The sequence below is a fragment of the Parvibaculum sp. genome, assembly GCF_045863935.1.
Classification (GTDB): Bacteria; Pseudomonadota; Alphaproteobacteria; order Parvibaculales; family Parvibaculaceae; genus Parvibaculum.
In genome coordinates, this window is sequence record NZ_BTVP01000001.1 from 78,620 (window position 1) to 104,484 (window position 25,865).

The 25,865-nt window shown below is 63.2% G+C and carries 23 protein-coding genes; 6 read left to right on the top strand and 17 right to left on the bottom strand.

Going from position 1 to position 25,865, the window contains the following annotated elements:
- On the top strand, positions 1–495 hold a 495-nt coding region (locus tag ACKUUH_RS00430; RefSeq protein ID WP_407947866.1), incomplete at its 5' end, for a YggS family pyridoxal phosphate enzyme.
- On the opposite strand, the gene ACKUUH_RS00435 is transcribed toward ACKUUH_RS00430, so the two are convergent.
- Both ACKUUH_RS00435 and ACKUUH_RS00440 read right to left on the bottom strand, forming a co-directional pair.
- Positions 492–1,040, bottom strand: coding sequence for a L,D-transpeptidase (locus ACKUUH_RS00435; protein ID WP_407947867.1), 549 nt, complete (start codon positions 1,038–1,040; stop codon positions 492–494). The genes ACKUUH_RS00430 and ACKUUH_RS00435 overlap by 4 nt on opposite strands.
- 53 nt (positions 1,041–1,093) lie before the next feature.
- Entirely contained in the window at positions 1,094–1,774 is a 681-nt protein-coding gene (locus ACKUUH_RS00440; RefSeq protein WP_407947868.1) for a hypothetical protein, read from the bottom strand.
- 234 nt (positions 1,775–2,008) lie between these two features.
- Between ACKUUH_RS00440 and ACKUUH_RS00445 the strand changes: the two genes are divergently transcribed.
- Positions 2,009–3,892, top strand: coding sequence for a tetratricopeptide repeat-containing sulfotransferase family protein (locus tag ACKUUH_RS00445; protein WP_407947869.1), 1,884 nt, complete (start codon positions 2,009–2,011; stop codon positions 3,890–3,892).
- Between the two features lie 7 nt (positions 3,893–3,899).
- Complete coding sequence (locus ACKUUH_RS00450; RefSeq protein WP_407947870.1) at positions 3,900–4,586, top strand: response regulator transcription factor; 687 nt, start codon at positions 3,900–3,902, stop codon at positions 4,584–4,586.
- A gap of 10 nt (positions 4,587–4,596) precedes the next feature.
- On the opposite strand, the gene ACKUUH_RS00455 is transcribed toward ACKUUH_RS00450, so the two are convergent.
- Positions 4,597–4,761 (bottom strand): hypothetical protein, encoded by a 165-nt coding sequence (locus ACKUUH_RS00455; RefSeq protein WP_407947871.1) that lies wholly within the window; start codon positions 4,759–4,761, stop codon positions 4,597–4,599.
- Positions 4,762–4,850: 89 nt separating this feature from the next.
- Positions 4,851–5,315: an acyl-CoA thioesterase gene (locus tag ACKUUH_RS00460; protein WP_407947872.1), complete on the bottom strand. Its 465-nt coding sequence runs from the start codon at positions 5,313–5,315 to the stop codon at positions 4,851–4,853.
- 105 nt (positions 5,316–5,420) lie between these two features.
- On the opposite strand from ACKUUH_RS00460, the gene ACKUUH_RS00465 reads away from it, so the two are divergent.
- Together ACKUUH_RS00465 and ACKUUH_RS00470 are read left to right on the top strand one after the other, a co-directional pair.
- The gene (locus tag ACKUUH_RS00465; RefSeq protein WP_407947873.1) at positions 5,421–5,906 is read left to right on the top strand and encodes a Crp/Fnr family transcriptional regulator; all 486 of its coding nucleotides are present in this window, start codon (positions 5,421–5,423) and stop codon (positions 5,904–5,906) included.
- Positions 5,903–6,373, top strand: a complete 471-nt coding sequence (locus tag ACKUUH_RS00470; protein WP_407947874.1) for a PaaI family thioesterase — start codon at positions 5,903–5,905, stop codon at positions 6,371–6,373. Before ACKUUH_RS00465 ends, ACKUUH_RS00470 begins: the two co-directional genes overlap by 4 nt.
- On the opposite strand, the gene ACKUUH_RS00475 is transcribed toward ACKUUH_RS00470, so the two are convergent.
- The 13 genes from ACKUUH_RS00475 to ACKUUH_RS00535 all read right to left on the bottom strand — a co-directional run bounded on the left by ACKUUH_RS00475 (position 6,364) and on the right by ACKUUH_RS00535 (position 23,220).
- Positions 6,364–6,987, bottom strand: coding sequence for a TetR/AcrR family transcriptional regulator (locus tag ACKUUH_RS00475; RefSeq protein ID WP_407947875.1), 624 nt, complete (start codon positions 6,985–6,987; stop codon positions 6,364–6,366). The genes ACKUUH_RS00470 and ACKUUH_RS00475 overlap by 10 nt on opposite strands.
- Before the next feature lie 264 nt (positions 6,988–7,251).
- Positions 7,252–8,058, bottom strand: coding sequence for an exodeoxyribonuclease III (xth, locus tag ACKUUH_RS00480; RefSeq protein ID WP_407947876.1), 807 nt, complete (start codon positions 8,056–8,058; stop codon positions 7,252–7,254).
- 35 nt (positions 8,059–8,093) lie between these two features.
- Positions 8,094–8,717 carry a hypothetical protein gene (locus tag ACKUUH_RS00485; RefSeq protein ID WP_407947877.1) on the bottom strand — a complete coding sequence of 208 codons (624 nt, stop codon included), beginning with the start codon at positions 8,715–8,717 and terminating at the stop codon, positions 8,094–8,096.
- A 450-nt stretch (positions 8,718–9,167) separates the two neighbouring features.
- Positions 9,168–10,550: an aspartate aminotransferase family protein gene (locus tag ACKUUH_RS00490; RefSeq protein WP_407947878.1), complete on the bottom strand. Its 1,383-nt coding sequence runs from the start codon at positions 10,548–10,550 to the stop codon at positions 9,168–9,170.
- Positions 10,551–10,756: 206 nt separating this feature from the next.
- Positions 10,757–12,139, bottom strand: a complete 1,383-nt coding sequence (locus ACKUUH_RS00495) for a glutamine synthetase family protein (protein ID WP_407947879.1) — start codon at positions 12,137–12,139, stop codon at positions 10,757–10,759.
- Positions 12,075–12,959, bottom strand: coding sequence for a gamma-glutamyl-gamma-aminobutyrate hydrolase family protein (locus ACKUUH_RS00500; RefSeq protein ID WP_407947880.1), 885 nt, complete (start codon positions 12,957–12,959; stop codon positions 12,075–12,077). Before ACKUUH_RS00500 ends, ACKUUH_RS00495 begins: the two co-directional genes overlap by 65 nt.
- 112 nt (positions 12,960–13,071) lie before the next feature.
- The gene (locus ACKUUH_RS00505) at positions 13,072–13,752 is read right to left on the bottom strand and encodes a LolA family protein (RefSeq protein WP_407947881.1); all 681 of its coding nucleotides are present in this window, start codon (positions 13,750–13,752) and stop codon (positions 13,072–13,074) included.
- 101 nt (positions 13,753–13,853) lie between these two features.
- On the bottom strand, positions 13,854–16,424 hold the full coding sequence (locus ACKUUH_RS00510; RefSeq protein ID WP_407947882.1) for a DNA translocase FtsK 4TM domain-containing protein: 2,571 nt from the start codon (positions 16,422–16,424) through the stop codon (positions 13,854–13,856).
- Positions 16,425–16,540: 116 nt separating this feature from the next.
- On the bottom strand, positions 16,541–17,770 hold the full coding sequence (locus ACKUUH_RS00515) for an aminotransferase class I/II-fold pyridoxal phosphate-dependent enzyme (protein ID WP_407947883.1): 1,230 nt from the start codon (positions 17,768–17,770) through the stop codon (positions 16,541–16,543).
- Positions 17,771–17,995: 225 nt separating this feature from the next.
- Positions 17,996–19,252 carry an ammonium transporter gene (locus ACKUUH_RS00520; protein WP_407947884.1) on the bottom strand — a complete coding sequence of 419 codons (1,257 nt, stop codon included), beginning with the start codon at positions 19,250–19,252 and terminating at the stop codon, positions 17,996–17,998.
- Between the two features lie 456 nt (positions 19,253–19,708).
- On the bottom strand, positions 19,709–21,052 hold the full coding sequence (locus tag ACKUUH_RS00525) for an ammonium transporter (protein WP_407947885.1): 1,344 nt from the start codon (positions 21,050–21,052) through the stop codon (positions 19,709–19,711).
- Between the two features lie 63 nt (positions 21,053–21,115).
- Positions 21,116–21,454 carry a P-II family nitrogen regulator gene (locus ACKUUH_RS00530; RefSeq protein ID WP_407947886.1) on the bottom strand — a complete coding sequence of 113 codons (339 nt, stop codon included), beginning with the start codon at positions 21,452–21,454 and terminating at the stop codon, positions 21,116–21,118.
- A gap of 431 nt (positions 21,455–21,885) precedes the next feature.
- Positions 21,886–23,220, bottom strand: a complete 1,335-nt coding sequence (locus ACKUUH_RS00535; protein WP_407947887.1) for an ammonium transporter — start codon at positions 23,218–23,220, stop codon at positions 21,886–21,888.
- Between the two features lie 411 nt (positions 23,221–23,631).
- Here ACKUUH_RS00535 and ACKUUH_RS00540 point away from each other — a divergent pair, with 411 nt between their 5' ends.
- Complete coding sequence (locus tag ACKUUH_RS00540; protein ID WP_407947888.1) at positions 23,632–25,857, top strand: PQQ-dependent dehydrogenase, methanol/ethanol family; 2,226 nt, start codon at positions 23,632–23,634, stop codon at positions 25,855–25,857.
- Positions 25,858–25,865 lie beyond the last annotated feature (8 nt).

Here is a 25,865-nt window from a genome sequence, read left to right on the forward strand (position 1 = left end):
CGCGCGCAGGAAGCAGCCCGGAAGTGGCCTGCATTGCGCGAACGATACGGCGACGTCGAGCTTCATCTGATCGGTCCCTTGCAGACGAACAAACTCGACGACGCGCTCGATCTCTTCGACGTCCTTCACACGCTGGACCGGCCAAAACTCGCGGAGGCGCTTGTCAAGGCGAGGGAGAAGGGGCGGACACTGCCCCGGCTCTTCGTGCAGGTGAATACGGGCGACGAACCGCAAAAGGCGGGCCTCGCGCCGAAGGACGTTGACGGGTTTCTCGGGCGGTGCCGCGAGGAGTGGGCACTCGAGGTCGAGGGGCTCATGTGCATTCCGCCGGTGGACGAAGAACCGGCGCTGCATTTCGCGCTGCTCGACAAGATCGCAAGGCGGAATGGTCTTGCCGGTCTTTCGATGGGCATGAGCGGCGATTTCGAAACGGCGGTGAAGCTTGGCGCCACGCATGTGCGCGTCGGCAGTGCGCTGTTTGGAACGCGGGCCTAGGCCTTCTCGATCCGCATCCGCGTTTCAGTTCCGCAGAGCGCAAGAACGCTCAGCATGTCGTCGAGCCGCAGGGCGACGCAACCCTCCGTCGGCTGCAACTCGCCCCTCTCTTCTCGCGCAAGATGAAAGAAGACGGCACTCCCGGCATAAGGAACGACGGGAGAATCATTGTGCCCAAGGACGACGACAAGGTCGTAGAGATGGTCCTCTCGCCACATGGTCTCGGCGCTTGCCGGATAAGGCAGGCGAACCGGACGGTTATAGGCGGGGTCTTCGGGCGCATCGCACCATCCGTCCATGGGCGAGATCGGAATGAGCGGCAGGGCCGTCGCGGGCGCTTGCACACGATCCTGACGGTATCTGAGTTCACGCAGAGGAAAAGTTCCAAGCGGCGTGCTGCCGTCGCCTTCCCGTTTTTTCGCGCTCACGCCGGTGCGGCCGAGGGCGCAGGGAAAGCGGAGATTGCCCACGCGCAATTCGCCGCAGGTGCTGCCAGGCGAGCCGGTCACGATGATTTCGGTGGCGATGTCTGCGGAAGAAGCCATGACCGCTACAGATTAGGGAGCGCGGCAGGCGGGGGCAATCGGGCGAAGCGGCCTTATCGCGCCGGTTCGGGGGTCTTCATGGCCTGATGCTTGTCGAGCGCGTCGAGCATGGCGCTGGCAAGATCGGCGGGCCGGCCGGTTTCGGTTTCGTCTGCCGTCGTCTCGACCTTGGCCGGATCGGCGAAGGAGCCGATCAAGGCCTGGAACGCCTCGGGGCTCAGCCGGGGGAGGGGGCTGGCGCCTTCGGATGCGGTCCCGTCCTGAGGGGGGAGCGCTGTTGGCACGATCGAAGCGGTCGTCAGCTCCGCGTCCGGCAGCGCCGGGGCGTCTTGCGATTTTTCCGCCACGCGCACGGCCGGTATCCCGGCAGGCTCTTCATCGCCGAACAGAGAGGCATAGATCCGATCGCCAATGCCGTCCTCGCCGTTGCCCGCGGCGGCGAGGCTCGCAACAGAGGCAACGAGGCCCAGGGGACCGCCCCAAAGGGTGCCGCCAGCGATGCGCGCATGGGCGCTGATGCCGTCCCCCGTCAGGCCCCGATAGACCTCGGAGACCAGCGGAATGTGCTGGAGGGGGTTCAGCGTATCGATGATGTCGCCGAAGGTGAGATTGCTGCCTTCGGGGGTCCGGCCTTCGGCGCGGGCCGTGCGCAGGGCATCGAAGGCCGCCGTGGCGAGATTTTGCTTGCCTGGGCGATGCTGAATGCCGATATGGGCTGCGGAAAAATCAGTCATGCTCCCTGAATGAGCAAGCATCGGGCCAGACAGGACATGGCGGTTTCCGGAGGCTCGTGATGCATATCAGGGGTCTCCGACGGCAGATTTTGCCGGGCCGGGGTGCCGGGGCGGCAAGGCTTGCGGTCCCTGTTGCAGTTCACTATCCCGTGCGTTGGTCGGCAGGGAGAGCTATGGCAAACTCCGCTCACACCGTTCCGGCGGCCATGACGGCCCCCTCATTGAAAGCGCAGCATGGCGAAAGACTTTCCTCCGAAAGGTCCGGCGAAACCGTTCAGTCCGGGCTTCGGGACGCAAGGTTCGTTCAAGCCGACGGTTGGCCTTCCGGCAAGCGCGGCTGCCGGCGGCTTTCGGCCAAGCGCAGGCCAGGTCGAGAAGGCCATAGGGCAGGACGACATCATCAAACTGCTTCGGCTTGGCGGCGGTCATCTCGCGGCAGGAAGACTCGAACATGCGAGTGCGGCGGCGGCAGGTGTGCTCAAGGCCGAACCCCGAAATCCCGATGCGCTTCATCTGATCGGGCTCGTTGCCCTGGGCCGAGGCGACGCTGAAAAGGCCGAGAAATTCATCGCCGCGGCTGCCGCGCTCATGCCCCGCCACCCCAATGTCTGGGTCAATCTCGGCAATGCGCAGAGAGATCAGGGGAAGGGGGAAGAAGCCCTTATTTCCTATCTTCGCGCCGAGGCGATCGATTCCGGCTATCCGGAGATTTATCTCAATCGCGGTCAGCTTTATCAGGACACGTCGCGCTATGAGGAAGCGATCGCTGACTTCGAACGGTTGATCGAATTGCGGCCCAACGAAGCCTCTTCCTATATGCGCGCTTCTGCGGCGGCGGCGGCGGCGGGCATGTTTCGTGAGGCGCTTTCCTTCGGCCAACGTGCGATGGCTGTGCTCGATACTGTGCCGCCGCAAATCAAGGCGATCGTCGCCACGACCCATGAGAGGCTTGGCGAACTTGACGAAGCCATCTCCCTTGCCAAGGAGGCGCTCGCTGGGGATCCGTCGAACGCGGCCGCGTTGCGGACCTGGTCGAAAGCGCGCCGCCGGCAGCGCAAGCATGATCACGCACTTCTGACCGAATTGAGGGAACGCCTGGAATCGCTGGATACCGGCGCTATCTCGCGGTCGGAAGCACGTCTTACTTATGCGGAACTGGCGCAGATTTGCGATGAGCAGGGCGATGCCGCGGCCGCATTTTCCTACTTCACCCGGATGAACGACGCGACGAGCCAGCTTCCGGAACTCAAACATGTGAACCTGCGCAAGTTCGCCGATGACGTTGAAAAGCTGATCGAGACGTTTGTGCCCGACTTTGTGAAAAGCTGGACGCCTGTCCCGGAAAACGGAAAGGAAGCAGGCCATGCTTCTGTGCCGGTTTTCCTTGTCGGGTTTCCAAGGTCCGGGACGACATTGCTGGATCAGATACTGGACGCTCATCCGGATGTGCAGGTATTCGAGGAGCGGCCGCTGCTCAGAGAGGTGCGAAATGCAATCGCGGGATATCCGCGAGGCATCGCGAAGCTGACGGAAACCGATCGGCAGGCTCTGCGCCAGGTATATTGGGAGGCCCTGCGCAAGGAAGGGGCGCTGCTCGAGCAAAAGACCGTCGTCAACAAGATGCCGCTCGACGCCATTCACGCCGGTCTTGTGCACCGCTTGTTTCCCGAGGCCCGCATCATCTTCGCGCTCCGTCATCCGGCAGATTGCGTGCTCTCCTGCTTCATGCAGGACTTCGTTCCGAACGGTGCCATGGTGAACTTCCTGACGCTCGAGGGGTCTGCGCGCTTCTACGACCGCGTGTTCACGCTCTGGCAGCGATATCGCGAATTGTTGCCGCTGAATGTTCAGGAGGTCCGCTACGAGAATCTCGTTGCCGATCTCAGGGCCGAGGTCGAGCCGGTGCTATCCTTTCTCGGACTCGATTGGAACGATGCTGTGAGCAATCCGGCAGCGCATGCGCTTGCGCGCGGAACGATCCGCACGCCCTCTTATTCGCAGGTGACGCAGCCGATCTATTCGACGGCGACCGAAAGGTGGCGCCGTTACGAAGAGCAGATGAAGCCGGTGCTTCCCATCCTGAAGCCGCATGTCGAGCGGCTTGGCTATTCCCTGTAGAGAGAGCATGAACGGAAAAAAGAAAATACTCGTTGTCGACGATGACGATACGCTGCGGGGATCGCTTGCCGAGCAACTTCAGCTTCACGAAGAATTTTCCTGTACCGCAGTAGCGACGGGAGCGGCTGGGCTCGATCATGTGCGGGCCAATCATGTCGATCTTGTGCTGCTCGATGTCAGCTTGCCGGACATGGACGGCCGGGAAGTTTGCCGGCTTATGCGCAAGGCGGGTGTGAAGGTGCCGATCATCATGCTGACGGGCGCCGACACCGACTCTGACACGATCCTCGGTCTCGATGCGGGCGCGAACGACTATGTCACCAAGCCGTTCCGCTTCGGCGTTCTGCTCGCTCGTCTCCGTGCACATCTGCGCAGCCACGAGCAGAGCGAGGACGCGGTCTTCAAGATCGGCCCATACTCCTTCCGGCCGAGCGCGAAAGTGCTGGTGGATGCTCAGGAAAAAAAGATAAGGCTGACGGAGAAGGAAACGTCGATCCTGAAATATCTCTATCGCGCGGGTTCCAAAGTGGTCGGGCGCGACACGCTTCTGGCGGAAGTGTGGGGCTACAATTCAGGTGTCACGACGCATACGCTCGAGACGCACATCTATCGCCTGCGGCAGAAGATCGAGCAGGACCCATCGAGCGCTGAAATTCTGGTGACGGAAGCGGGCGGCTACCGGCTCGTGCCGTAAGCGGGAAAGCTCACGCCCTTGCCGTCAGCGACAGGGTGACGACCGCGCCGAGCGTTAGCGGTGCCCCGATGAGTGCCGCGACAAGGAGGGCGCCCGGCCCCCAGACGATGACGGCGATCGCGAGCAGAAGCAGGATGTTGATAAGGAACAAGGTGGGGCCGTCTATGCGGTCCATTTGGGGCCTCTCGATCAGCACTGGAACGGACCATGTATCTGCCCCGCAAGCTGCCGCAATCCAAGCGGACCAAATGACGCAGCAGTGTCTCAGGCATCTCCTTCGACCGTTGCCGTAATCGTGTAGGTCGATACAAACTCGGGCGGCATTCGCGTCGCCCGGCCTGTCTCCACGTTGATGCAGACGAAATCGGTCAAACCGCGAAGCAGCGTCTCACCTGTATTTCCGTTGACCATCTGAAAGCGGCGTCTGAGCCTGAGCCGTCCGTCATTCCCCGTGATCCATGTTCCGACGAGAACCGTCTCGCCTTCGCGGCTGGCGGCAAGATATTCGAGTTCGTGGCGCCGGACGACCATGCCGCGGTTCAGCCGCGCATAGTTTGCGAAGTCCAGGCCGAGCGCTTTGGAGTGTTCCCAGGCGGTCTTCGCCATCCAGGTGAGGTAGACGACATTGTTCGTGTGCTGAAAATCGTCGATATGCTGGGGCTCGACCCTCGTCTCGAAGATGAACGGGTTCGGCCAATCCCAGGCGATCCCGGTATGCTTTCGTTCCATCGGACGCCACTCCCCGTTTTCAATCCGTCTGTTCTTAGCGTTCCCGGTGCCGCCGCGCAAACAGAGGGGTGGGACAGGTCGCTTTCCCTCCGCTATTCTCGGTTCATGAGTCTTGAACCCGCCGTCGCCCTTCTTCAACGCGTGGACCTTTTCGCCGGTCTCGACCCCGTGCGCCTCGAAGTTGTCGCCTTTACCTGTGAGCGGCGGGAATATGCGCCGGGCGATACGTTGTTCGATGTGGGCGAAGTGGCGGACTGCGCCTGGCTCATCCTTGAGGGCGAGGCGGCGATGCTGGCGGAGGGGGAGGGTGGTCCGCCGCGGGCGCTGCGGCTTGACACAGGCGATCTCATCGGCGAAACGGCGCTGTTCAATCCGGAGCGGCGGCGGACGCGCGTGAGAGCGGTGACGAGGCTGCTGACATTACGCATCGGGCGGGACATGTTTCAGCGGTTGCTTGGCGAGTTTCCGGAGATGGCTGGAGCGGTTGCCACGCGGCTTGCGAACCGGCTGGACGATGCCGGCGCCGATCTTCGGGTGCTTCAGGTGCAGTTTGGCCGCAATGGGAAAAAGGGCAAGGGACAGAAGGAATGAGCGATACGAAGCCGTCCGGCGACTGGCCGCCGAACATTCAGGCGGTGTTCAAGCGTATGGCGCCGGCGAGCCGCTATCTCGGACTTGAAATCCTTGAGGCCGACAAGGAAAGCCGCACGGTGAAAGTGGCCTTCAATGCCGGCCCCGATCTCTGCAACATGTGGGGCGGCATTCAGGGCGGCATGGTCGCGGCAATGCTCGACGATGTGATGAGCCTTGCCGTGGGGCTCGATCTCGAATGGGGTCAGATTTCGCCCACGCTCGAACTCAAGGTGTCGATGCTGAATGCCGCGCGCCCCGGCCGTATCATCGGGACGGGCCGCGTCATCAAGCGCGGAAAGTCGGTCGGATTTATCGAGGGGGAGCTCGCCGACGAAGAGGGGAGGCTTCTTGCAACGGGGAGTTCGACGGCGACTTTCGTGACGCTCAAGAAGAAGGTGCCGCAAGGCGAGCCTGCTCAGGCATAGCCGTTTCTGTCGAAATAGTGCCGCGCTTCCTTCGTCAGGTGTGTTTCGAAGAGCGCGAAGTGATGGCGGATACCGGCGTTCAGCGCCGCCTTGTCGAGCTTGAGCACGCGGCGCGTTTCGCGAAGAAAGCTCGGCCAGTAGCGAATCACCATCCAAACGTTGTCCGCAAGCGGAGCCAGTTCGTCCTCCGGCATATCGAGGTGCCGCGCTTCGATCATGTGACGGAAGAAGCGGATCAATATGCGCGTCGTCATGTCGTAGATCTGGTGGACGCGCTCCTCAAGTTCGGGCGATGCGCGGCCATATTCCGCCTGGTCGCGGTAGAGATACTGATAGGTCCAGACTTCCTCGAACATCATGCGATTGAGAAGCGCATAGTTCTCAAGCACCGTTTCCGGCGTGGAAGGAACAGAGAGGCGCTTGTCGATTAGCACGAAGAGCGCCAGCTGGTGTTCCCTCACAAGATCGCGTTTGGTGCGGAAGTGGTACCAGAGGTTGCCCTCCGAAATGCCGACCTCCTCCGAGATTCTGGCTGTCGTCACGGCGTCATAGCCGTTCTCGTTGAAGAGCCTGAGGCTCGCTGCCAGAATCCTGTCCTTGGTCTTGGGTGCCATGCCGTTTCGTTTCTTCGAGGGTTTTCTGCTTCGAGGGTATCCGCCGCTGCGCCAACGACAAAGGCCGCATCGGAGCGGCAAGGCCATCGAAGCGGCCAACCTGCCCCCTTGCGCGAATAGGGTCAACACCCTAATATGGGGTATCTACCCTAGCTAGAACCGACCACCGGAGGCCCCCAATTCCTCCGGATGGCGGCAGATATCGGTAGGAACCCCAGGAGCGGGCGGCGGGAGGCGTTCACCCCGAAAAGCTGGCCCCCCCAGCTAAAGCCTCAGCGTCGTGATTACCGGCGCATGATCCGACGCCCGCTCCCACCCCCTCGCATCCTTGCGGACCTTCATGGCGACAGGCGCATCAGAGAGCGCCGGCGTGACCCAGATGTGATCGAGCCGGCGGCCGCGATCGGCCGCTTCCCAATCCTTCGCGCGATAGCTCCACCATGAGTAGAGCTTCTCCGTGTCCGGCACGAAACGGCGCATCACGTCCACCCAGTCATGCGACGCGTAGAGTTCGTTCATGAGTTCCACTTCGACCGGCGTGTGGCTCACGACCTTCAGAAGTTGCTTGTGCGACCAGACGTCGTGTTCGAGCGGCGCGATGTTGAGATCGCCCAGCAGCATCATGCGATTCGCGGATTTCGATTTCTGCTTCTCGTAGAGGCGAATCATCTCGCGGAGGAAGGCGAGCTTGTGGGCGAACTTGTCGTTGATTGCCGGATCGGGCTCGTCGCCGCCCGCCGGAACGTAGAAATTGTGGATCTGCAAACCGCCCGGGACATCGAGGTCGGTCGCGATGTGACGGCAGTCACCCTTCTCGCAGAAATCCCGGCTCTCGATCTTCTTGAAAGGGATGCGGCTCAGCGTGGCGACGCCGTGATAACCCTTCTGGCCGTGAACGGCGATGTGCTCGTAACCCGCCTTCCGGATGTCCTTGAAGGGGAATGCATCGTTGATGCACTTGATCTCCTGAAGACAGAGTACGTCCGGGCTTTCTTCGGCGAGCAGCCGTTCGACCAGATTAATTCGTAGGCGGACGGAATTGATATTCCAGGTCGCGATCTTGAAATCCAACGTCTTGTCCGTTTCTTGTTTGATGTCGGGATGGGTCAGAAGATGTTGAAGGTGAGGCCCGCAATGCCGATCGGCCAGCGTCCCCGCGTGAAAAGCGCAAACTTGCGGCGGAAGGGATGATCGTCATCGCCGCCGGCGACAAGGGAAAGGGCGGCACCGTGAGCGGCATGAAGCGCGGCGCCCGCGGCGGCGTTCAACAGTTCCTCGTCCTCGACCTCCCAGAAATGCGCGGCGTCGTGGACCGCCATGCGCACGCGCTCACCGAGGAGCGCGGAGACGTGCGTCATGGCGATATTGAGCGCATCTTCGCTCAGATGATCGAGTGCATCGGTCACAAGTGCCGCGCGTAGCCCTTCCTCGGCTTCCCAATGCGCGGGGTCGATGTCGAGCGCCATGGCGGCGTCGGCCGCTTCCACCCAGTCGCGAAGGCGCGCGGGTTCGGCATCGGGAAAGCCAAGGCCGTCGAGATAGGAGCGCGCGAGCGCCTTGACCTCGCGGTCGAGAGGCCGCCCGAGCCGCGTGAACCAGGGCATGTTGACCGCTTCCTCGGCAAAGTGGCGCAGCCCGGCGAGAATGGGAATTTCCGCTTCCAGCGCATCGAGCTCCGCATCGGAGATCAGCATGTGCGGCTCGTTGCCGTCGTCGAAGAGGCGGGACATCGCGTTCTGGGCTCGCGCTTTTGCGGGGTGCGTGGAAGGGAGGCTGAGATTAGCCGCTTGGCGGGCCGGAGCGCAAAAAAGTTGCGCCCCAACCTTTAGTCCAAGGATGGCGGGGCGCAAAAAAAGTTGCGCCCCGCCGGGGGGAGGCGAGGCGCAACCGCGCGTCTTGCGCGTGGCGCCGGGAGGGGAAGACCGGCGCCGTAAGGGGGCTCAAGCACTGCCATGGGTGAGCGGGGGGCAGGTCACCCGGGCAGCTTCACGCTCGGCCCTCATGTCCAAGTAGATAGGTGCGACTTATCCCGGCTTCAATACGGTCTGTTTACAATCGTAAGCTGTAAATTAATGTCCCCGCATCTGACGGAAAACGAAGGAAAATCATCGGGTTAGAGATGGCCGTGCGGGGGGAGGGGCGCCTGCTGCGGCAAACCGCCGCAAGGCGCCCCGTCCCGTTCAGCTCACGCCCAGGTCCTTTGCCGTGAGGTCGATGCAGCGGCGGGCGAGGGAGAAGAGTTCGTCCATCTCGCTTTCGGTGATCGTCAAGGGCGGGCTCAGAACCATGGTGTCGCCGATCGCCCGCATCACAAGACCGTTCGAGAAGCAATGGTTCCGGCAGCGCGTGCCGACATCGAGCGTGTTGTCGAACTTCTGGCGCGTCTTCTTGTCCTTCACGAGCTCGATCGCGCCGATGACCCCGACGCCGCGGGTCCCGCCGACAAGCGGGTGGTCGCCAAGTTCGGCGAGCTTCTTCTGGAAATAGCTGCCGGTGGCGCCGCCCGCCTTCTCGACGAGCTTCTCCTTCTGCATGAGCTCGAGATTGGCGAGTGCGACGGCGGCCGCGACCGGGTGCCCGGAATAGGTGAAGCCGTGCGACCATTCATTGTCGGAGTTGAAGACGGCGTCGCCGACGCGTTTGCCGAGGCCCACGGCGGCGATCGGCTGATAGCCCGACGAGAGCCCCTTGGCCATGTTGATCATGTCGGGCTCGATGCCGAACGTGTCCGATCCGAACCAGTTGCCCGTGCGGCCGAAACCGCAAATCACTTCATCGACATGAAGCAGCACGTCGTATTTGCGGCAGATGCGCTGGATTTCTTCCCAGTAGCCCTTCGGCGGAATGATGAGGCCGCCCGCGCCCTGGATCGGTTCGGCAACGAAGGCCGCCACATTGTCGGCGCCCAGTTCGAGGATCTTTTCTTCAAGGCTTTGTGCGGTCTTGAGCCCATGCTCTTCGGGCGTCATGTCGCCGCCCTCGGCGAACCAGTCGGGGCAGTCGACATGGTGGAAGCCGGGCAGCGGCAGGTCGGCTTGCGGATGCATGTGGGTCAGGCCAGACAGCGAGGCCGCGACCATGGTGACCCCGTGATAGGCTTTCTTGCGGGCGATGAAGGCCTTCTTGTTCGGCTTTCCCTGAAGGTTCCAGAAATAGCGGATGATCTTCACCGCGCTGTCGTTTCCCTCCGAGCCTGAATTGGCAAAGAAGAAACGGTCGATCCCCTTCGGACAGACTTCCGAGAGCTTCTGCGAAAGTTCGGCGACATAGGGGTTCGTCGTCTGGAAGAAGCTGTTGTAGTAAGAAAGCTCCTTCAGCGCCTTGTAGCCGGCCTGTGCGAGTTCCTCGCGGCCGTAACCCACCTGCACGCACCAGAGGCCCGCCATGCCGTCGATCAGGCGGTTGCCCTCCGAGTCGTAGAGATAGACGCCCTCGGCATGGGTTATGACGCGGGCGCCTTTTTGCGCGAGGTCCTTGTGCGTGGTGAAGGGGTGGAGGTGATGGGCTGCGTCCATCTCCTGCCAGCGCTTGGTCTGATTTGAAATAGCGGCTGATTGCGACATTTCGCGTGCTCCGGTTCCGAATGAAAAAAGGCGGAAAAGCGCGGTCCCCGTGGACCACGCCGGAGCGGACTTACGGGTTGTAACCGATGCGCGCGCAGAGGATCAGCAACTCGCGCTTGGCGAGACGCATCCTTGCGGCAGGCGTGAAGGCGTCGCTGGTCATGGGACGATTATAGGGAACTCCCACCGATTTGCCAGTTTTGCGCTCACACGTTCAAGAGCAGGTGCTCCCGTTCCCAGGCGGAGATCACCTGCTGATAGGCTTCGTGCTCGGTCAGTTTCACGTCCATGTAGAGGGTGACGAAATCGGCGCCGAGCACTTCCTTCAGTTCGGACGCGGTGCGCAGATTGTCGAGCGCGTCGAGCAGGTGGCGTGGCAGCGCGTAGCGTTTGCTGTCATAGGCGTTGCCCGTCATCTCCTTGGTCGGCTTCAGGTCGTTCACCATGCCGATATAACCGCAGGCAAGCGAGGTTGCGATGGCGAGATAGGGGTTCGCATCGGCGCCCGGTACGCGGTTTTCCACACGCCGGCCCTGACGCTTCGCTTCGGGCACGCGCAAGCCCACTGTGCGGTTCTCGTGGCCCCAATGCGTGTTGATGGGGGCGGCGTGATCGCGAACGATGCGGCGGTAGGAATTGACGTTGGGCGCAATGAGCGCCATCGCGTCGGGCAGGAATTTCTGCAGGCCGGCGATATAGCCCAGAAACAGCTTCGTGTCCTTGCCCTGCTTCGTTGCGAAGAGATTGTCGCCCGTCTCCGCGCTCACGATCGACTGGTGGATATGCATGGCGCTGCCGGGCTCGCCCTCGTAAGGCTTGGCCATGAAGGTCGCATAGATGCCGTGGCGCAGCGCCGCCTGTCTCATGGTGCGTTTGAAGAGGAAGGCCTGGTCTGCGATCTCGAGCGGGTCGCCGTGGTCGAAATTGATTTCGACCTGTGCCGCGCCGGATTCGTGAATGAGCGTGTCGATGTCGAGGTTCTGCGCTTCACAGAAATCGTACATGTCCTCGAAGATCGGATCGAACTCGTTCACCGCATCGATGCCGTAGGATTGACGCGCCGTTTCCTGCCGGCCGTTCGCGCCGACCGGCGGTTCGAGCGGATAGTCGGGGTCGATATTCTTCGCCGCCAGATAGAATTCGATTTCCGGCGCGACGACGGGTACCCAGCCCTTCTCCTCGAAGAGCGCCACGACCTTTTTCAGCACGTTGCGCGGTGCAATGGGGACCGGTCGTTCGTCGCGATAGTTCGCGTCGCAGATGATCTGCGCCGTCGGCTCGTCGTACCAGGGAACCACGCGCACCGTCGCCGGATCGGGATCGAGAATGATGTCGGGTTCGATGTCGCCGAGGAAGTCGCTGTCGACATAGTCGCCGGTGACGGTCTGACCGAAGATCGACTCCGGGAGCTTCAATGAGCGATCGCTGAGCCCGGCGATGAACTTCCGGGTCGGAATGATTTTCCCGCGTGCGATGCCGGCCATGTCCGACACCATGCATTCGACTTCGGTAATGCGGCGGTCCTTAAGCCACTTGATCAGGTCGTCCGTGTTCTCGACCCTCTCGTCCTTCTCGCTGCCCATTGCCATGGGACACCACTCTTTCCTTTTCCGCGTTCGCGGCCGCTGCCTCGCGCACCGCGTCTCCAAAAGCCCGGAACAGCTTTTGCGATTCCGGGTTTTCCCAATACTTCCATTCCGGGTGCCACTGCACGCCGAGCGCGAAGCCCGTGGCGCCGCGCACATGAACGGCTTCCACCGTGCCGTCCGGCGCCCGGCCCTCCACCGCCAGGGCGTCCGCGAGCCGCGCCACGCCCTGCCCGTGCAGAGAATTTACCTCAATTGTCCGTGTGCCGAGCAGCTTTTCGAACATGCCGCCCTCCTCCAGCATGACGGCATGTGCCGGGCCATACTGCACATCCAGAGGATCGTTCTTGTCTTCACGATGATCGAGGCGGGGCTCGTAGCCGGGCTCCGAGGGGACCTCGTGGATGTGCTGATGCAGCGTGCCGCCATAGGCGACATTGAGCTCCTGGAAGCCGCGGCAGACCGCAAAGAGCGGCACGGCACGGTCCACGCAGGCGCGGATGAGCTTCAGCGTCAGCGCGTCGCGTTGGCGGTCCAGCAATACGCCCTCGCGCGGCGGTGTGCCGCCATATTCCTCCGGGTGCACGTTCGAATGCGAACCGGTGAGGAAGATGCCGTCGCAAAGGTCGAAGAGTTCTGCGAGGTGATCCCTTGCAGCGTCGAAGGGCTCGCGCGGAACAGGCAGGAGAATGGGCTGGCAGTCAGCGCCGCCATCGACGGCGGCGATGTACTTCTCGCCGGCCGCATGAAAGGGATGCGGTCCCAGCATCTTGACGTCGCAGGGGATGCCGACGATGGGACGCCGGCCTGATTTTCGGGTCATGCTCGTTCACAAGTACCACGCCGCCCCTGCCCGAGGTCAAGACAGGACGCGGCGCAACAAAAGAGATGTGTTGAGGATAATAGACGGGAAGCTCAGGCGCCAGCCACCGGGATCAGCGGTTTCCGCCGATTTCGGGGCGCTGGTCGTCCCGAAGGACGAAAAGCGAATTGTCGGCGCGGATGCCGGTCTCGACATTCCTCAGAGCGACCGTGGTCTGAAGGCCCTGCACATCGGTTACGACCCACTGGCGGAGCTGCATTTTCGGCCGGTCGAAGATCAGTGTGATCTGGCCCGGCGCCTCGCCGGAGCGATCGGCCAGCGCGATAAGGAGCGAGCCCGGTTGCTCCTCGACATTGAGCACGCGAGCTTTTTCCTCAAGGTTCACATTCTTCGCGAGAATGAGACCCAAGGGCGTCGAGGCGATCGGATAACGCTGCGCGGCGGCGGCGCTGTCCTTTACCGCAACCCAGGTGCCGTCCGCGACGACGAGGAGATTTTCCGGCGGCGCATATTCGAAACGCAGTCTGCCCGGGCGGCGGAGATAGAACCTGCCCTCGGCGACCGAACCGTCGGGACCCACCTGCAGGAAGTCGCCTTGCAGGTTCTCGAGAGACGAGAGATAGGCGCTCGCTTCCGCCAGCGCCACGCTGTCTTCCTCGTTGAGCGACGTCTCGGCCCGCGCCGACCGCCCCCCTGCCGTCAGGAAGGCCACAAAGAGGAGGCCAAGTCCGACAAGGGCTGCGGCGAGCAACATGCGCTGCCGGTAGCGGTGGTTCTGATCCAAGTCTCTCATGAGGGAAATCATGGCTGCTCTTTGTGGCGAAATATTGAGCCCCAAAGGGCCTTTTGGCGGCGTCCGGTTAGCGCGGCGTTAACGGCGGAATCGCTCTTTCTTCAGTGATCGCCGATGAGAACTTCGCGCTTTCCCTGATGATTTGGCGGGCTCACGACGCCTTGTTCTTCCATAAGCTCGATCAGGCGCGCAGCCCGGTTGTAGCCGATCTGGAGGCGACGCTGGATGTAGCTCGTCGAGGCGCGTTTGTCGCGCGCAACGATCGCGACAGCCTTGTCGTAGAGATCGTCGCCAGACCCGCCGCCGCCATCCAGCGCGAAGGGGTCGTCGCCCTGCTCTTCCTCGGCGGTAATTGCCTCGAGATATTCGGGCACGCCCTGCTTCTTGAGGAAGGTCACGACCTTCTCGACTTCCTCATCGGCGACGAAGGGACCGTGCACGCGGCGAATGCGGCCGCCGCCCGCCATGTAGAGCATGTCGCCCTGGCCGAGAAGCTGTTCGGCGCCCTGCTCGCCCAGAATGGTGCGGCTGTCGATCTTGGACGTCACCTGGAAGGAAATGCGTGTCGGGAAGTTCGCCTTGATCGTGCCCGTGATCACGTCGACGCTCGGGCGCTGTGTCGCGGTGATGATGTGAATGCCGGCGGCACGCGCCATCTGCGCCAGACGTTGCACGGCGGCTTCGATTTCCTTGCCCGCCACCATCATGAGGTCGGCCATCTCGTCGACGATGACGACGATGAAGGGCATGGGCGAGAGGTCCATCTCCTCTTCCTCGTAGATCGCCTGACCCGTTTCCTTGTCGAAGCCGGTCTGCACGGTTCGGACCAGCACTTCGCCGCGCTCATTCGCCTCGATAACGCGCGTGTTGTAGCCGTCGATATTCCGTACACCGACCTTCGACATCTTGCGGTAGCGGTCTTCCATCTCCTTCACGACCCATTTGAGCGCGACGACCGCCTTTTTCGGTTCGGTGACGACGGGCGCGAGGAGATGCGGGATACCGTCATAGACGGAAAGTTCAAGCATCTTCGGGTCGATCATGATGAGCTTGCACTGCTCGGGCGAGAGCCGGTAGAGGATCGACAGGATCATGGTGTTGATGCCGACCGACTTGCCGGAGCCGGTGGTGCCTGCGATCAGGAGATGCGGCATGCGCGCGAGGTCGGAGAGCACGGGCTCGCCGCCGATGTTCTTGCCGAGCGCCAGCGTGAGCTTCGAACTCGAGTTTTCATATTCCTGCGTTTCGAGCAGCTCGCGCAGATAGACCATCTCGCGACGCGCATTCGGAAGCTCGATGCCGATGGCGTTGCGTCCCGGCACGACGGCGACACGCGCTGAGACGGCGCTCATCGAGCGGGCGATGTCGTCGGCAAGCGAGATCACGCGCGACGATTTGATGCCCGGCGCGGGTTCGAGTTCGTAGAGCGTGACCACGGGTCCCGGCCTTACGGAGATGATTTCGCCCCTGATGCCGAAATCGTCGAGAACGGACTCGAGCAGGCGCGCGTTCTGCTGCAGCGCATCGTCGGTGAGCTGCGCCGAAACGCCGGAGCTCTTCGGCCGCGTCAGGAGGCTCAGCGGCGGCAACTGGTAGTCGCCCGCCGGTTCGAGCGGCAATTTGGGTTGCGCCTCGCGGGCGGCGCGGGTCGAGGGTTTGGACGGTTTTACCACGCTGCGGTTGACGCGCGGGGCCGGCTTTTCCGACCATGCCGGTTCGACCCGTTCCTGTTCCGCGCGCGCTTCGCGGCGGCGGGCGCGGCGCTCCTTCGCGCTCTCCTCTTCAACGCGGCGGCCAAACTCACCGAGGCGGCCCTGACGCGCGGCTTCGATTTCTTCCGATGTGAGCGGCGCATAGTCGCCCCGCCGCATCAGGCGGTCGGCCGCATCGCTCACCCGGTCGCCAACCGCCCACATGAGAATGCGCAGGCGGCTCGGTTCCACATCGGGCCTGCGCGGACGCGGCGCTTCTTCCTCGGCGCTTGCGCGCCGGCGCGGCCGGGCGCTGCCGGTGTAGCGGCGCTCCTCGACCTCTTCCGGCTCGGCGCGCCGCAGGGTGCGGATGCGCGTGGCAGCGGTGCGAAGATCGGCCAGGGAGGTGTCTGTGGCAAAGAGCGACAGGAAGAAAGCGAGCGGCGCGGCGATGAGCGCCGTCAACGTGTAGGCGGCCCCCTCGCCCGTCAGCGGCGCAAAGAGGCTGAGCCCGAGCGCGGCGAGCGCATTGCCCAGCACACCGCCAAGTCCAAGCGCCAGCGGCCAGAAGGTGAAACGCGGCAGCGCGCCGAGAAGCATCGCGGTTGCCAGCGTTGCAGCGAGCCAGGCCGCGACGCGCAGGACGATATGCGAGGAGACGCGATGCGAGAAAGCGCGGATGCCCCAGACGAGCGGCGGCACCAGAAGCAGGATCGAGGCGAGCCCCAGCGTCTGCAACAGCACATCGGCGACATAGGCGCCGGGAAGTCCCATCCAGTTCTCGGGCGCGCGGGTCGGCGGCGTCGCGTTGTTGTAGCTCGGGTCGTCAAGCGACCAGCTCAGCACCGAAAGCAGCCCGAAGCCCGACACAATGATGAGCGCGATGCCCGCCCCTTCCACGACGCGGCGCAAAAGGAAGTCGTTCACTGCCGGCGGCAGATAGCTCAGGGGATTGACGAGCCACCGTCTCACGCGCTGCATCCTCCGATCGCCCCTCGGGGCCTGCCGCTTCCGCGAAGCCGCTCCGGATTTCTTGGCCGTCTTCTTGCGCGCCTGCTTGCCACCGGCGGACCGGCCTTCCCTTGCGGAGGAACCGATCACAGAACCTCCGCCATGCGCGCAAGCGCTTCCTCGGTTTCGGCCACGCCGTCGACAAGGGCGACGCGAATATAGGCGGTGCCGGGGTTGCCGCCCGGGCCGTAAGGTGAATCTTCGCGCGAGAGGTAGGCTCCCGGCAACACTTTCACGCCGGCTTTCGCCCAGAGTTCGCGCGCGGCCTTTTCGCCGTCACCGACGTCGAGCCAGAGAAAGAAGCCGCCCGGCGGCCGGTAGAAGCCGAACCGGTTGCCGAGCACGCGTTCGGCAGCGTCGATTTTCGCGCGGTAGAGATCGCGATTGGCGGCCGCGTGGGCGTCGTCGCTCCAGCAGGCGGCCGACGCCGCCATCAGCGGCAGCGGCACTTGCGGCGCGGCGATATTGCGGAAATTACGGAAGCGCTGCATGAGCGCGCGCTCGCCGGCACAGAAGCCCGAGCGCAGACCTGGCAGGCTCGAGCGCTTCGACAGCGAGTGGAAGACAATGATATTGGCGAAGGGATCGCCCCCCTTTGCGTCCATCCCCAGGGCCGCCTCCAGCGCCCCGGCGGGCGGCTCGCGGTCATAGATGTCGGCATAGCATTCGTCGATGGCGAGCACGATGGCGTGCTCCCGTGCGAGCGCGATCAACCGCTGCAGATAGCCGAGGCTCGCAACCGAGCCTTGCGGGTTGGCGGGGCTGCAGAAATAGATCATCGCCGTGCGGGCAAGGAGTTCCTCGGGCAGGGCCTCAAAATCGGGAATGAAGCCCGTTTCCCTCGTCGCCGCGATATAGACGGGCTCGGCGCCCGCCGCGAGTGCCGCGGCCGCATAGCACTGGTAGAAGGGGTTCGGCATCAGGATCGCCGGCCGCTTCCCGGCCTTTTCGGGCGGCGTCGCGATCTGGGCGATGTTGAAAAGCGCTTCCCGTGTGCCGTTCACCGGCAGGATCTGCGTCTCGGGGTCGAGGGCGCGGCCCGTGCCGATCTCATCCGCGATGCCATAGCGGCGGCCGAGCCAGCCGGCGGCGGCGTTGCGGAATTCGGCGGTTCCGACGATCGGCGGGTACTTGCCGAAAAGAGCGGATTTCCGGGAGATTTCCTCCATCACGAATTTCGGGAAGGGATGTTGCGGCTCGCCCAGCGACATGACGAGCGGCGGCCTTCCCGGTTCAATCCCTTCGATCAGCGCATTGAGGCGCGGAAAGGGGCTGTCCGGAAGGCTCTCGAAGCGTGAGGAAGGGCTCGCCGTCATGGGAATCGCGCAAGGTCCTGGGGCGCACCGGACCCGCGATACAAAATGTGCGGAAACCGGGATAAGCGGAACGGCGCGATCTTAGCTTCCAGAGGCGGGCCGGTCCAGTCACCCGAACCGGCCCGCGCCGTGGAAAAAGCTGTGGAATTCCCGCACCTTATCCACAGAATCGCAAGCAGCCGCTTAACGAAGCCTTAAAAGTGGGGCGCGGGAACGCCGTGCCGGTCACCGGGGTGCCATGTCCGCTTCGGGGTTTGCGCCGATCTTGTGGATCGAAAGGTCGGCGCCGCGATGCTCTTCTTCCTCGCTGAGCCTTATGCCGATGAGGGTCTTGAGGACGGCATAGAGCGCTAGGCCCGCAATGCCCGCATAAAGGGCACCGCCGAGAGAGCCGGCGAGCTGGCTGAGGAAGGTCACGCCGCCGAGGCCGCCCAGTTCCGTGAGACCGAAAATGCCCGCGGCAATACCGCCCCAGAGGCCGCACAACCCATGAAGCGGCCAGACGCCGAGCACGTCGTCGATCTTGAAGCGCGCCTGACAGGCCTCGAACATGACGACGAAGAGCGCGCCCGCGACGCCGCCGACAACGAGCGAACCGAGCGGGTGCATGATGTCCGACCCGGCGCAGACCGCGACGAGGCCCGCAAGGGCGCCGTTATGGATGAAGCCCGGATCGTTCCGTCCGACGGCAAGCGAGACGAGAATGCCGCCCGCCATGGCGAGGAGCGAGTTCATGGCGACAAGGCCGGAGACGCTTTCGAGCGACTGGGCGGACATCACATTGAAGCCGAACCAGCCGATGCAGAGCAGCCAGGAACCCAGCGCCAGCCAGGGGATCGAGGATGGCGGAAAGCCGACAAGCTTGCCCTCCTTCGTGTAGCGGCCCTTGCGCTGGCCAAGCATCACGACCGCGCCGAGCGCGAGCCAGCCGCCGACCGCGTGGACGACGATTGAGCCCGCGAAGTCATGGAATGGGGCGCCGAAGGCCGCTTCGAAGCTCTCCTGAAGGCCGAAATTGCCGTTCCAGACGATGCCTTCGAAGAAGGGATAGATGAGGCCGACGATGACGGCGGTCGCCATGGCTTGCGGCCAGAACCGGGCGCGCTCCGCGATGCCGCCCGAAATGATCGCCGGGATGGCGGCCGCGAAAGTGAGCAGGAAGAAGAACTTCACAAGCGAGGCCCCTTGCGGCGCGAAGCTCGCGCCTTCGGCGGCCTCGTTGCCGTTCAGCACCGCGGCGCTGAAGAAGAAGCCGACGCCATAGGCGACCGCGTAGCCGATGAAGAAATAGGCAATGGTCGAAACGGCGAAATCCGCCAGGATCTTCACCAGTGCATTCACCTGGTTCTTGTGGCGCACGGTGCCGACTTCCAGGAAGGCGAAGCCCGAATGCATCGCGAAGACGAGAATTGCACCCATGAGAATGAAAAACACATCGGCGCCGGCGCCCGAGACGGCGCCAGCGGATTCTATCGGATCCATGAAGGTCTCCCCTTTCCTTGCCACCACACATCCGCCTGGCTTTTCGTTTGCCTTGTCCGGATGCTCCCGCCGCGCTTTGTATCTCCCGGGGGAGCCGCGGCCTGATTATTCAGCGAAGTGCACAATCAATATGCATGCCACTCGGCTGCATTTTGTCGAGGCACGTGAGATCAAGGACTTAGCGGAGGGGATAGAAAGCAGGAGCGGGACAGACGGGTTTTCTGCCTAGCAATTGATCCCTATCCGGAGGCAAACGGATTAATTGTTATGCAGAATATCCGTGCTCCGGCTTCGGCTGCCATGTACCGGCACGCGCGGCTGCATAAAAAAGAGCCCGCAGAGGGGATCTGCGGGCTCAAGTCTTGCCGCGAACGCCCGGAAGTGGTGGCAAGGGGTTCGCGGCCGTGGGAGAGAAGCGGGGCCAGAGGGAAGAGGCCCCGCTCCGAGAGATGCGCGTTAGCGGACCGTGAACTCCGGATAGGCTTCGACGCCGATTTCGGCCTTGTCGAGACCCATCATTTCTTCCTCTTCCGAGCAGCGGATGCCGATCGTGAAGCGCAGTGCGAGCCAGAGCACGAGGCTCGTCACGGCGACGAAGATGCCGATGGAGATCACGCCCGTCGCCTGAGCGGCGAAGTTCGTGTCGGCGTTGGTCAGCGGAACCGCCATGGTGCCCCAGATGCCGCAGAAGAGATGGACGGGGATCGCGCCCACCACGTCGTCGATGCGGAGCTTGTCGAGGAGCGGAACCGTCAGCACCACGATCACGCCGCCGATGGCGCCGATGGCCAGGGCCCAGCCCAGGGTCGGTGCGAGCGGCTCAGCCGTGATCGACACGAGGCCGGCCAGAGCGCCGTTCAGCGCCATGGTGATGTCGACCTTCTTGTAGAGGAGCTGCGTCAGCAGCATCGCCGCGACCACACCGGCAGCCGCCGCCATGTTCGTGTTGATGAAGATCGTCGCCACCGCATTCGCCTCGTCGGGCGAACCGAGCGCGAGCTCCGAACCGCCGTTGAAGCCGAACCAGCCGAGCCACAGGATGAAGGTGCCGAGCGTTGCGAGCGGCATGGACGAGCCGGGCATCGGATTGACGCCGCCGCCCTTCACATACTTGCCGATACGCGGGCCGAGCACGAGCGCGCCCATCAGAGCGGCCCAGCCGCCCGTCGAGTGCACAAGCGTCGAACCGGCGAAGTCGGAGAAGCCGAGTTCGCTGAGCCAGCCGCCGCCCCACTGCCAGGCGCCCTGGATCGGATAGATGATGCCGGTCAGGAAGACGGTGAAGACCAGGAACGGCCACAGCTTGATCCGCTCGGCCAGCGTGCCCGAAACGATCGAAGCGGCGGTCGCCACGAAGACCATCTGGAAATACCAGTCGGAAGCGGATGCATAGCCCGAGCCATCGCTTGCGACGCCGCCGCTATCGTCCACACCCCAGATCGAGATGGAGCCGAAATAGCCGCCATCGACGCCCGAATACATCAGGTTGTAGCCGACGAGGTAGTACATGATGCCGGCGATGGAATAGAGCGCGATATTCTTCGTGCACTGCATCGCGACGTTTTTGGAGCGGACCAGACCCGCCTCAAGCATTGCGAAGCCGGCCGCCATGAACATGACGAGGAAGCCGGTCATCAGGAACAGCAAGGTGTTGAACACGTATGCCGTATCGGGCGCGCTGAGCGCAAAGGCCTCTTCGGCCACTTCTTCGACTTCCTGCGCGAAGGCAGGCGCCGACATGGCCAGTACGGCGAGCCCCGCCATCCCCGCCATGCGAATGTATCGTCCAGTCTTGGTCATCGTTCCTCTCTCGTTAGAGGGTTGCCTTCCCCAATTACGAAAGCCGCTTAGTCAGTACAGAGACTAAAGAGCTTCCGCGTCCGTTTCGCCGGTGCGGATACGCAGCACCTGCTCGACGGAAATCACAAAAATCTTGCCGTCGCCGATCTGGCCGGTTTTTGCCGCACCGCTGATCGCGGAGACGACGCTGTCGGCCTGGTCGGTCGCAACGACCACTTCAATCTTGAGCTTTGGCAGGAAGTTCACCGCGTACTCCGCGCCGCGATAGATTTCGGTCTGGCCCTTCTGCCGGCCGTAACCCTTTACTTCCGTCACGGTCAGACCCTGGACACCGATCGCCGTCAGGGCTTCTCGGACTTCGTCCAGCTTGAATGGCTTTATGATCGCCATAACGAGCTTCATTTGAGTTTCCTCTTTTCTGCCGCCGGATGGGCCTCGTGCCGCCGGCGTTTGTCCGCCCGGTCCCAACGCCGCCGTGATGAATGAAGCGGGCGTCCGGGCTCAAGCTCACACCTACAATCAAGAACCGTGCCGCGCGTGATTACTGTGGATGCGCCGTTGAATCGTCACGGAATCCGCAGCTTTGCGGCAGATGTTGTGGCGTTGTGCCGCTTCTCGCGGAGGGCATGCCCAGATGGCTGCCCTTCGATGCACAATTTCTGTGCAACAGCATTCGCAACAGTCAGTCTACGGAAATATGACGACGACGCAGATCGTCTTGCGCATCTGCATCACTTACACATCTTCCACTTGCGCAAGCATTCCTGCGAGGTGCCGGCAAAACAAAAAGGGCGCCCGCGAGGGGCGCCCTTTCTCTCGTATCGCGATGGCGTCTAGTGGATCACTTCGCCATGCAGGCTGATGTCGAGACCTTCGACTTCCTCCTGCGGCGACACGCGCAGGCCGAAGAAGAGGCGCGTGAGCATGAGGAGAATGAAGGTGCCGATGCCGCAATAGACGATGGTGACGACGATGCCCTTGATCTGCACGCCGACCTGCGCCCAGTTGCCGTCGATGGCGCCGACGGGCGCGTCCGCGCCGGTGATGGCGGCGGTGGCGAAGACGCCGGTGAGCACGGCGCCGACAATGCCGCCGACCGCGTGAACGCCGAAGACGTCGAGTGCGTCGTCATAGCCGATCGCACGCTTGAGGCTCGTCGAGGCGAAGTAGCAGATCGCGCCTGCGGCGAGGCCGATCCAGAAAGCACCCATCGGATCGACGAAACCGGCCGCCGGCGTGATGGCGACGAGACCGGCCACAGCGCCGGTTGCGAGGCCGAGCAGGGTCGGCTTCTTGTGCATGATCCACTCGACGACCATCCAGGTGACGGCGGCCATCGCGGCGGCAATCTGCGTCACCGCCATCGCCATGCCGGCGCGGCCATCGGCGGCGAGTTCCGAACCGGCGTTGAAGCCGAACCAGCCGACCCAGAGCAGCGAGGCACCGATCATGGTCAGTACGACATTATGCGGCGCCATGTTTTCCGTGCCGAAGCCCTTGCGGGGACCGAGCACGAGGCAGGCGACGAGGCCCGCGATGCCGGCATTGATGTGAACCACCGTGCCGCCGGCGAAGTCGAGCACGCCGTCCTCGGCGAGGAAGCCGCCGCCCCAGACCCAGTGACAGACGGGCGAGTAGATGAACAGTGCCCAGAGCACCATGAAGACCAGCATGCTGGAAAACTTCATGCGGTCGGCGAAGGCGCCGGTGATGAGGGCGGGGGTGATGATCGCGAAGGTCATCTGGAAGGTCATGAAGACGCTTTCGGGGATCGTGCCCGACATGGCGTCGACGCCGAGGCCCGACAGGAAGAGGTTGTCGAGGCCGCCCACCCAGGCATTCATCGCGCCGCCGTCGCCAAAGGCGAGCGAGTAGCCCGCCGCCATCCAGACGACCGACATCACGGCGGCCATGGCGAAGTTCTGGGCCGTCATGGCAACGACGTTCTTCTTGCGGACCATGCCGCCATAGAAAAGGGCGAGGCCGGGGATCGTCATCAGCAGGACGAGGGCCGTTGCGGTGATCATCCAGGCGGTGTCGCCGCTGTTGAGAACGGGGGCTTCTTCCTGGGCCAGGGCGGCTCCCGCCGTCGCCAGAAGGCCGAAAGAGGCTGCCGCCGTGCCGAGAGCACCGTTCCGGACACGCCTCCATGCAATATTGCTGGTCATTGGTCTCTCCAGTTATGCGCCGGGCAGAGCTTCCGGCTTTTCCGCGCAGCCTGCCCGTCTCCCGGCGGACATCGGATCCTGCGCTTGGCGCCTCTATCTCAAGAAGTGTGCCGGAGGGGCCTCCATCGGCTATCCCCATGAATTTTCGATGAAATCTTGTTCGGGCGCTGCCGCTCGGAATGGCAGCGGGTAGATCTTTCGCTCATTTTCTAGGCATTTCTGCATCATTGCTCAAATAATGATCACAATGCCTCAGGAGAGTTCAGCAAAAAATCGGCGCCACAGCAATCGCGCCGCAGTATGGGGTGGGTTTCCCGGCCCTGGCGCTTCGGTTAATGTCTTTGCAAAAAGGCGGAGCGGCGCTCCGCAAAACGGTGGCGCGCGGCGCCCATCAGAGGGACGGGGAGGTCCATGGCGGATTTAGCAAAGAAGTGGCCTGTGGCGGTCAATGCCGCTGCAGGTCTGGTGCTGGCAGGGCTCATCGGCTGGCAGTTCATTGGCGGCGGGGCGGAAGAAACCGCGCCGGTGGCCGAAGCTCCGGCGGCGGAGGCCGGAACGGGCGAGCTCCCGGTGCCTGCGCCCGCGGAGAAAGCGGAAGGGGCGGTGGGCGTCGATCTCGAGCGCATCGCCAATGCGGATGAAGAGCCGGGCAACTGGCTCGCTCACGGCCGCACCTATAGCGAGCAGCGCTTTTCGCCGCTCGACCAGATCACGCCGGAAAATATCGGCGAGCTTTCTCTCGCCTGGTCGCTCGACACCGACACGACGCGCGGCCTCGAGGCGACGCCCATCGTCGTCGATGGCACCATGTACATGTCGTTGAACTGGGGCATCACCATCGCGGTCGACGCGAAGAGCGGTGAGGAACTCTGGCGCTTCGACCCGGAAGTGCCCGGCGAGTGGGGCCGCTATGGCTGCTGCGACGTCGTCAATCGCGGCGTCGCGGTCTGGAAGGGCCGCGTCTATGTGGCGAGCTTCGACGGACGTCTTTTCGCTCTCGACGCGAAAGACGGCTCCGTCGTCTGGGAGGTGAACACGGTTCCGGGCGCACCTTACACGATCACCGGCGCACCGCGCGTCTTCAACGACAAGGTCGTGATCGGCAATGGCGGCGGCGAATATGGCGTGCGCGGGTTCATCACCGCCTATGACACGGAAACGGGCGAGCAGGCCTGGCGCTTCTACACCGTGCCCGGCGATCCTTCGCTCCCCATCGAGAACCCCGAACTCGAAGCCGCGATGCCGACCTGGAAGGGCGGCGAGTGGTGGAAGATCGGTGGCGGCGGCACCGCCTGGGACTCGATGGTCTACGAGCCCGAGAGCAACACGCTTTATGTCGGCACCGGCAACGGTTCGCCCTGGACGCGCGAAATCCGCTCGCCCGGCGGCGGCGACAATCTCTATCTCTCGTCGATCCTTGCGCTCGACGCGGATACGGGCCGCATGAAGTGGCATTACCAGACGACGCCCGGCGACAACTGGGATTACACCGCGACGCAGCCGCTCATGCTCGCCGATATCGAGATCAAGGGGCAGTCGCGCAAGGTCATCATGCAGGCGCCGAAGAACGGCTTCTTCTATGTGCTCGACCGCACGAGCGGCGAACTCATCTCGGCCAACCCCTTCTCGACCGTGACCTGGGCGAGCCACATCGACATGGAAACCGGACGTCCGGTCGAAACGGGCGAGGGTGAGTATGGCGACAGGACGGCTTTCGTGCTGCCCTCGGCCAACGGTGCGCATAACTGGCATCCGATGGCCTTCAGCCCGCAGACCGGCCTCGTCTACATTCCGACGCAGGATATCGCCGGCATCTATTCGCTGAGCGAACAGTGGAAGACCGAGAAGCAGTTCACACCGAAAAAGAACTGGTGGAACACCGGCATCGACTGGACGGACTACGTCGACGCCATCATCGCGCTGCCGGAAATCCCGATGGAGAAGGGTTACCTGAAAGCCTGGGATCCGGCGACGGGCGAGGTGAAGTGGCAGGCGGAATATCCTGCGCCGCTCAATGGCGGCGTGCTGGCGACCGCGGGCAACCTCATCTTCCAGGGTACGGCCGACGGCTACTTCCATGCCTACAAGGCCGATACCGGCGAGCGCGTCTGGTCGCAGCAGATCCAGACCGGCATCGTCGCCGCGCCCGTCACCTATACGGTCGATGGCGAGCAATATGTGTCGGTGCTTGCGGGCTGGGGCGGCGTCAACATCGTCTCGGGCGATGCGCGCACCTCGGCTGCCGCGAAATACGGCAATGACGGCCGTCTGCTCACCTTCAAGATCGGCGGTGGCAAGGAACTGCCGCAGCTCGCGCTGCGCGACCAGTCGATCCCGGACTGGCCGGCGCTCACCGCTTCCGAAGAAGAGGTGCGGCATGGCGAGGTGACCTACGCGACCTATTGCATGCTGTGTCACGGTGCGCTCGGGATTTCGCCGGGCGTCACGCCGGATCTGCGGCGCATGAACGAAACGACACGCGAGCACTTCCAGGACATCGTGCGCGGCGGCATGCTCTCGGACAATGGCATGGCGAGTTTCGCCGACCATCTGTCGGAAGCCGATGTCGATGCGGTCAAGGCCTATGTCCAGAAGCGCGCGCTTGAGGACAAGGCAAGGCAGCAGCCCGTGAACTGATCGAGGGT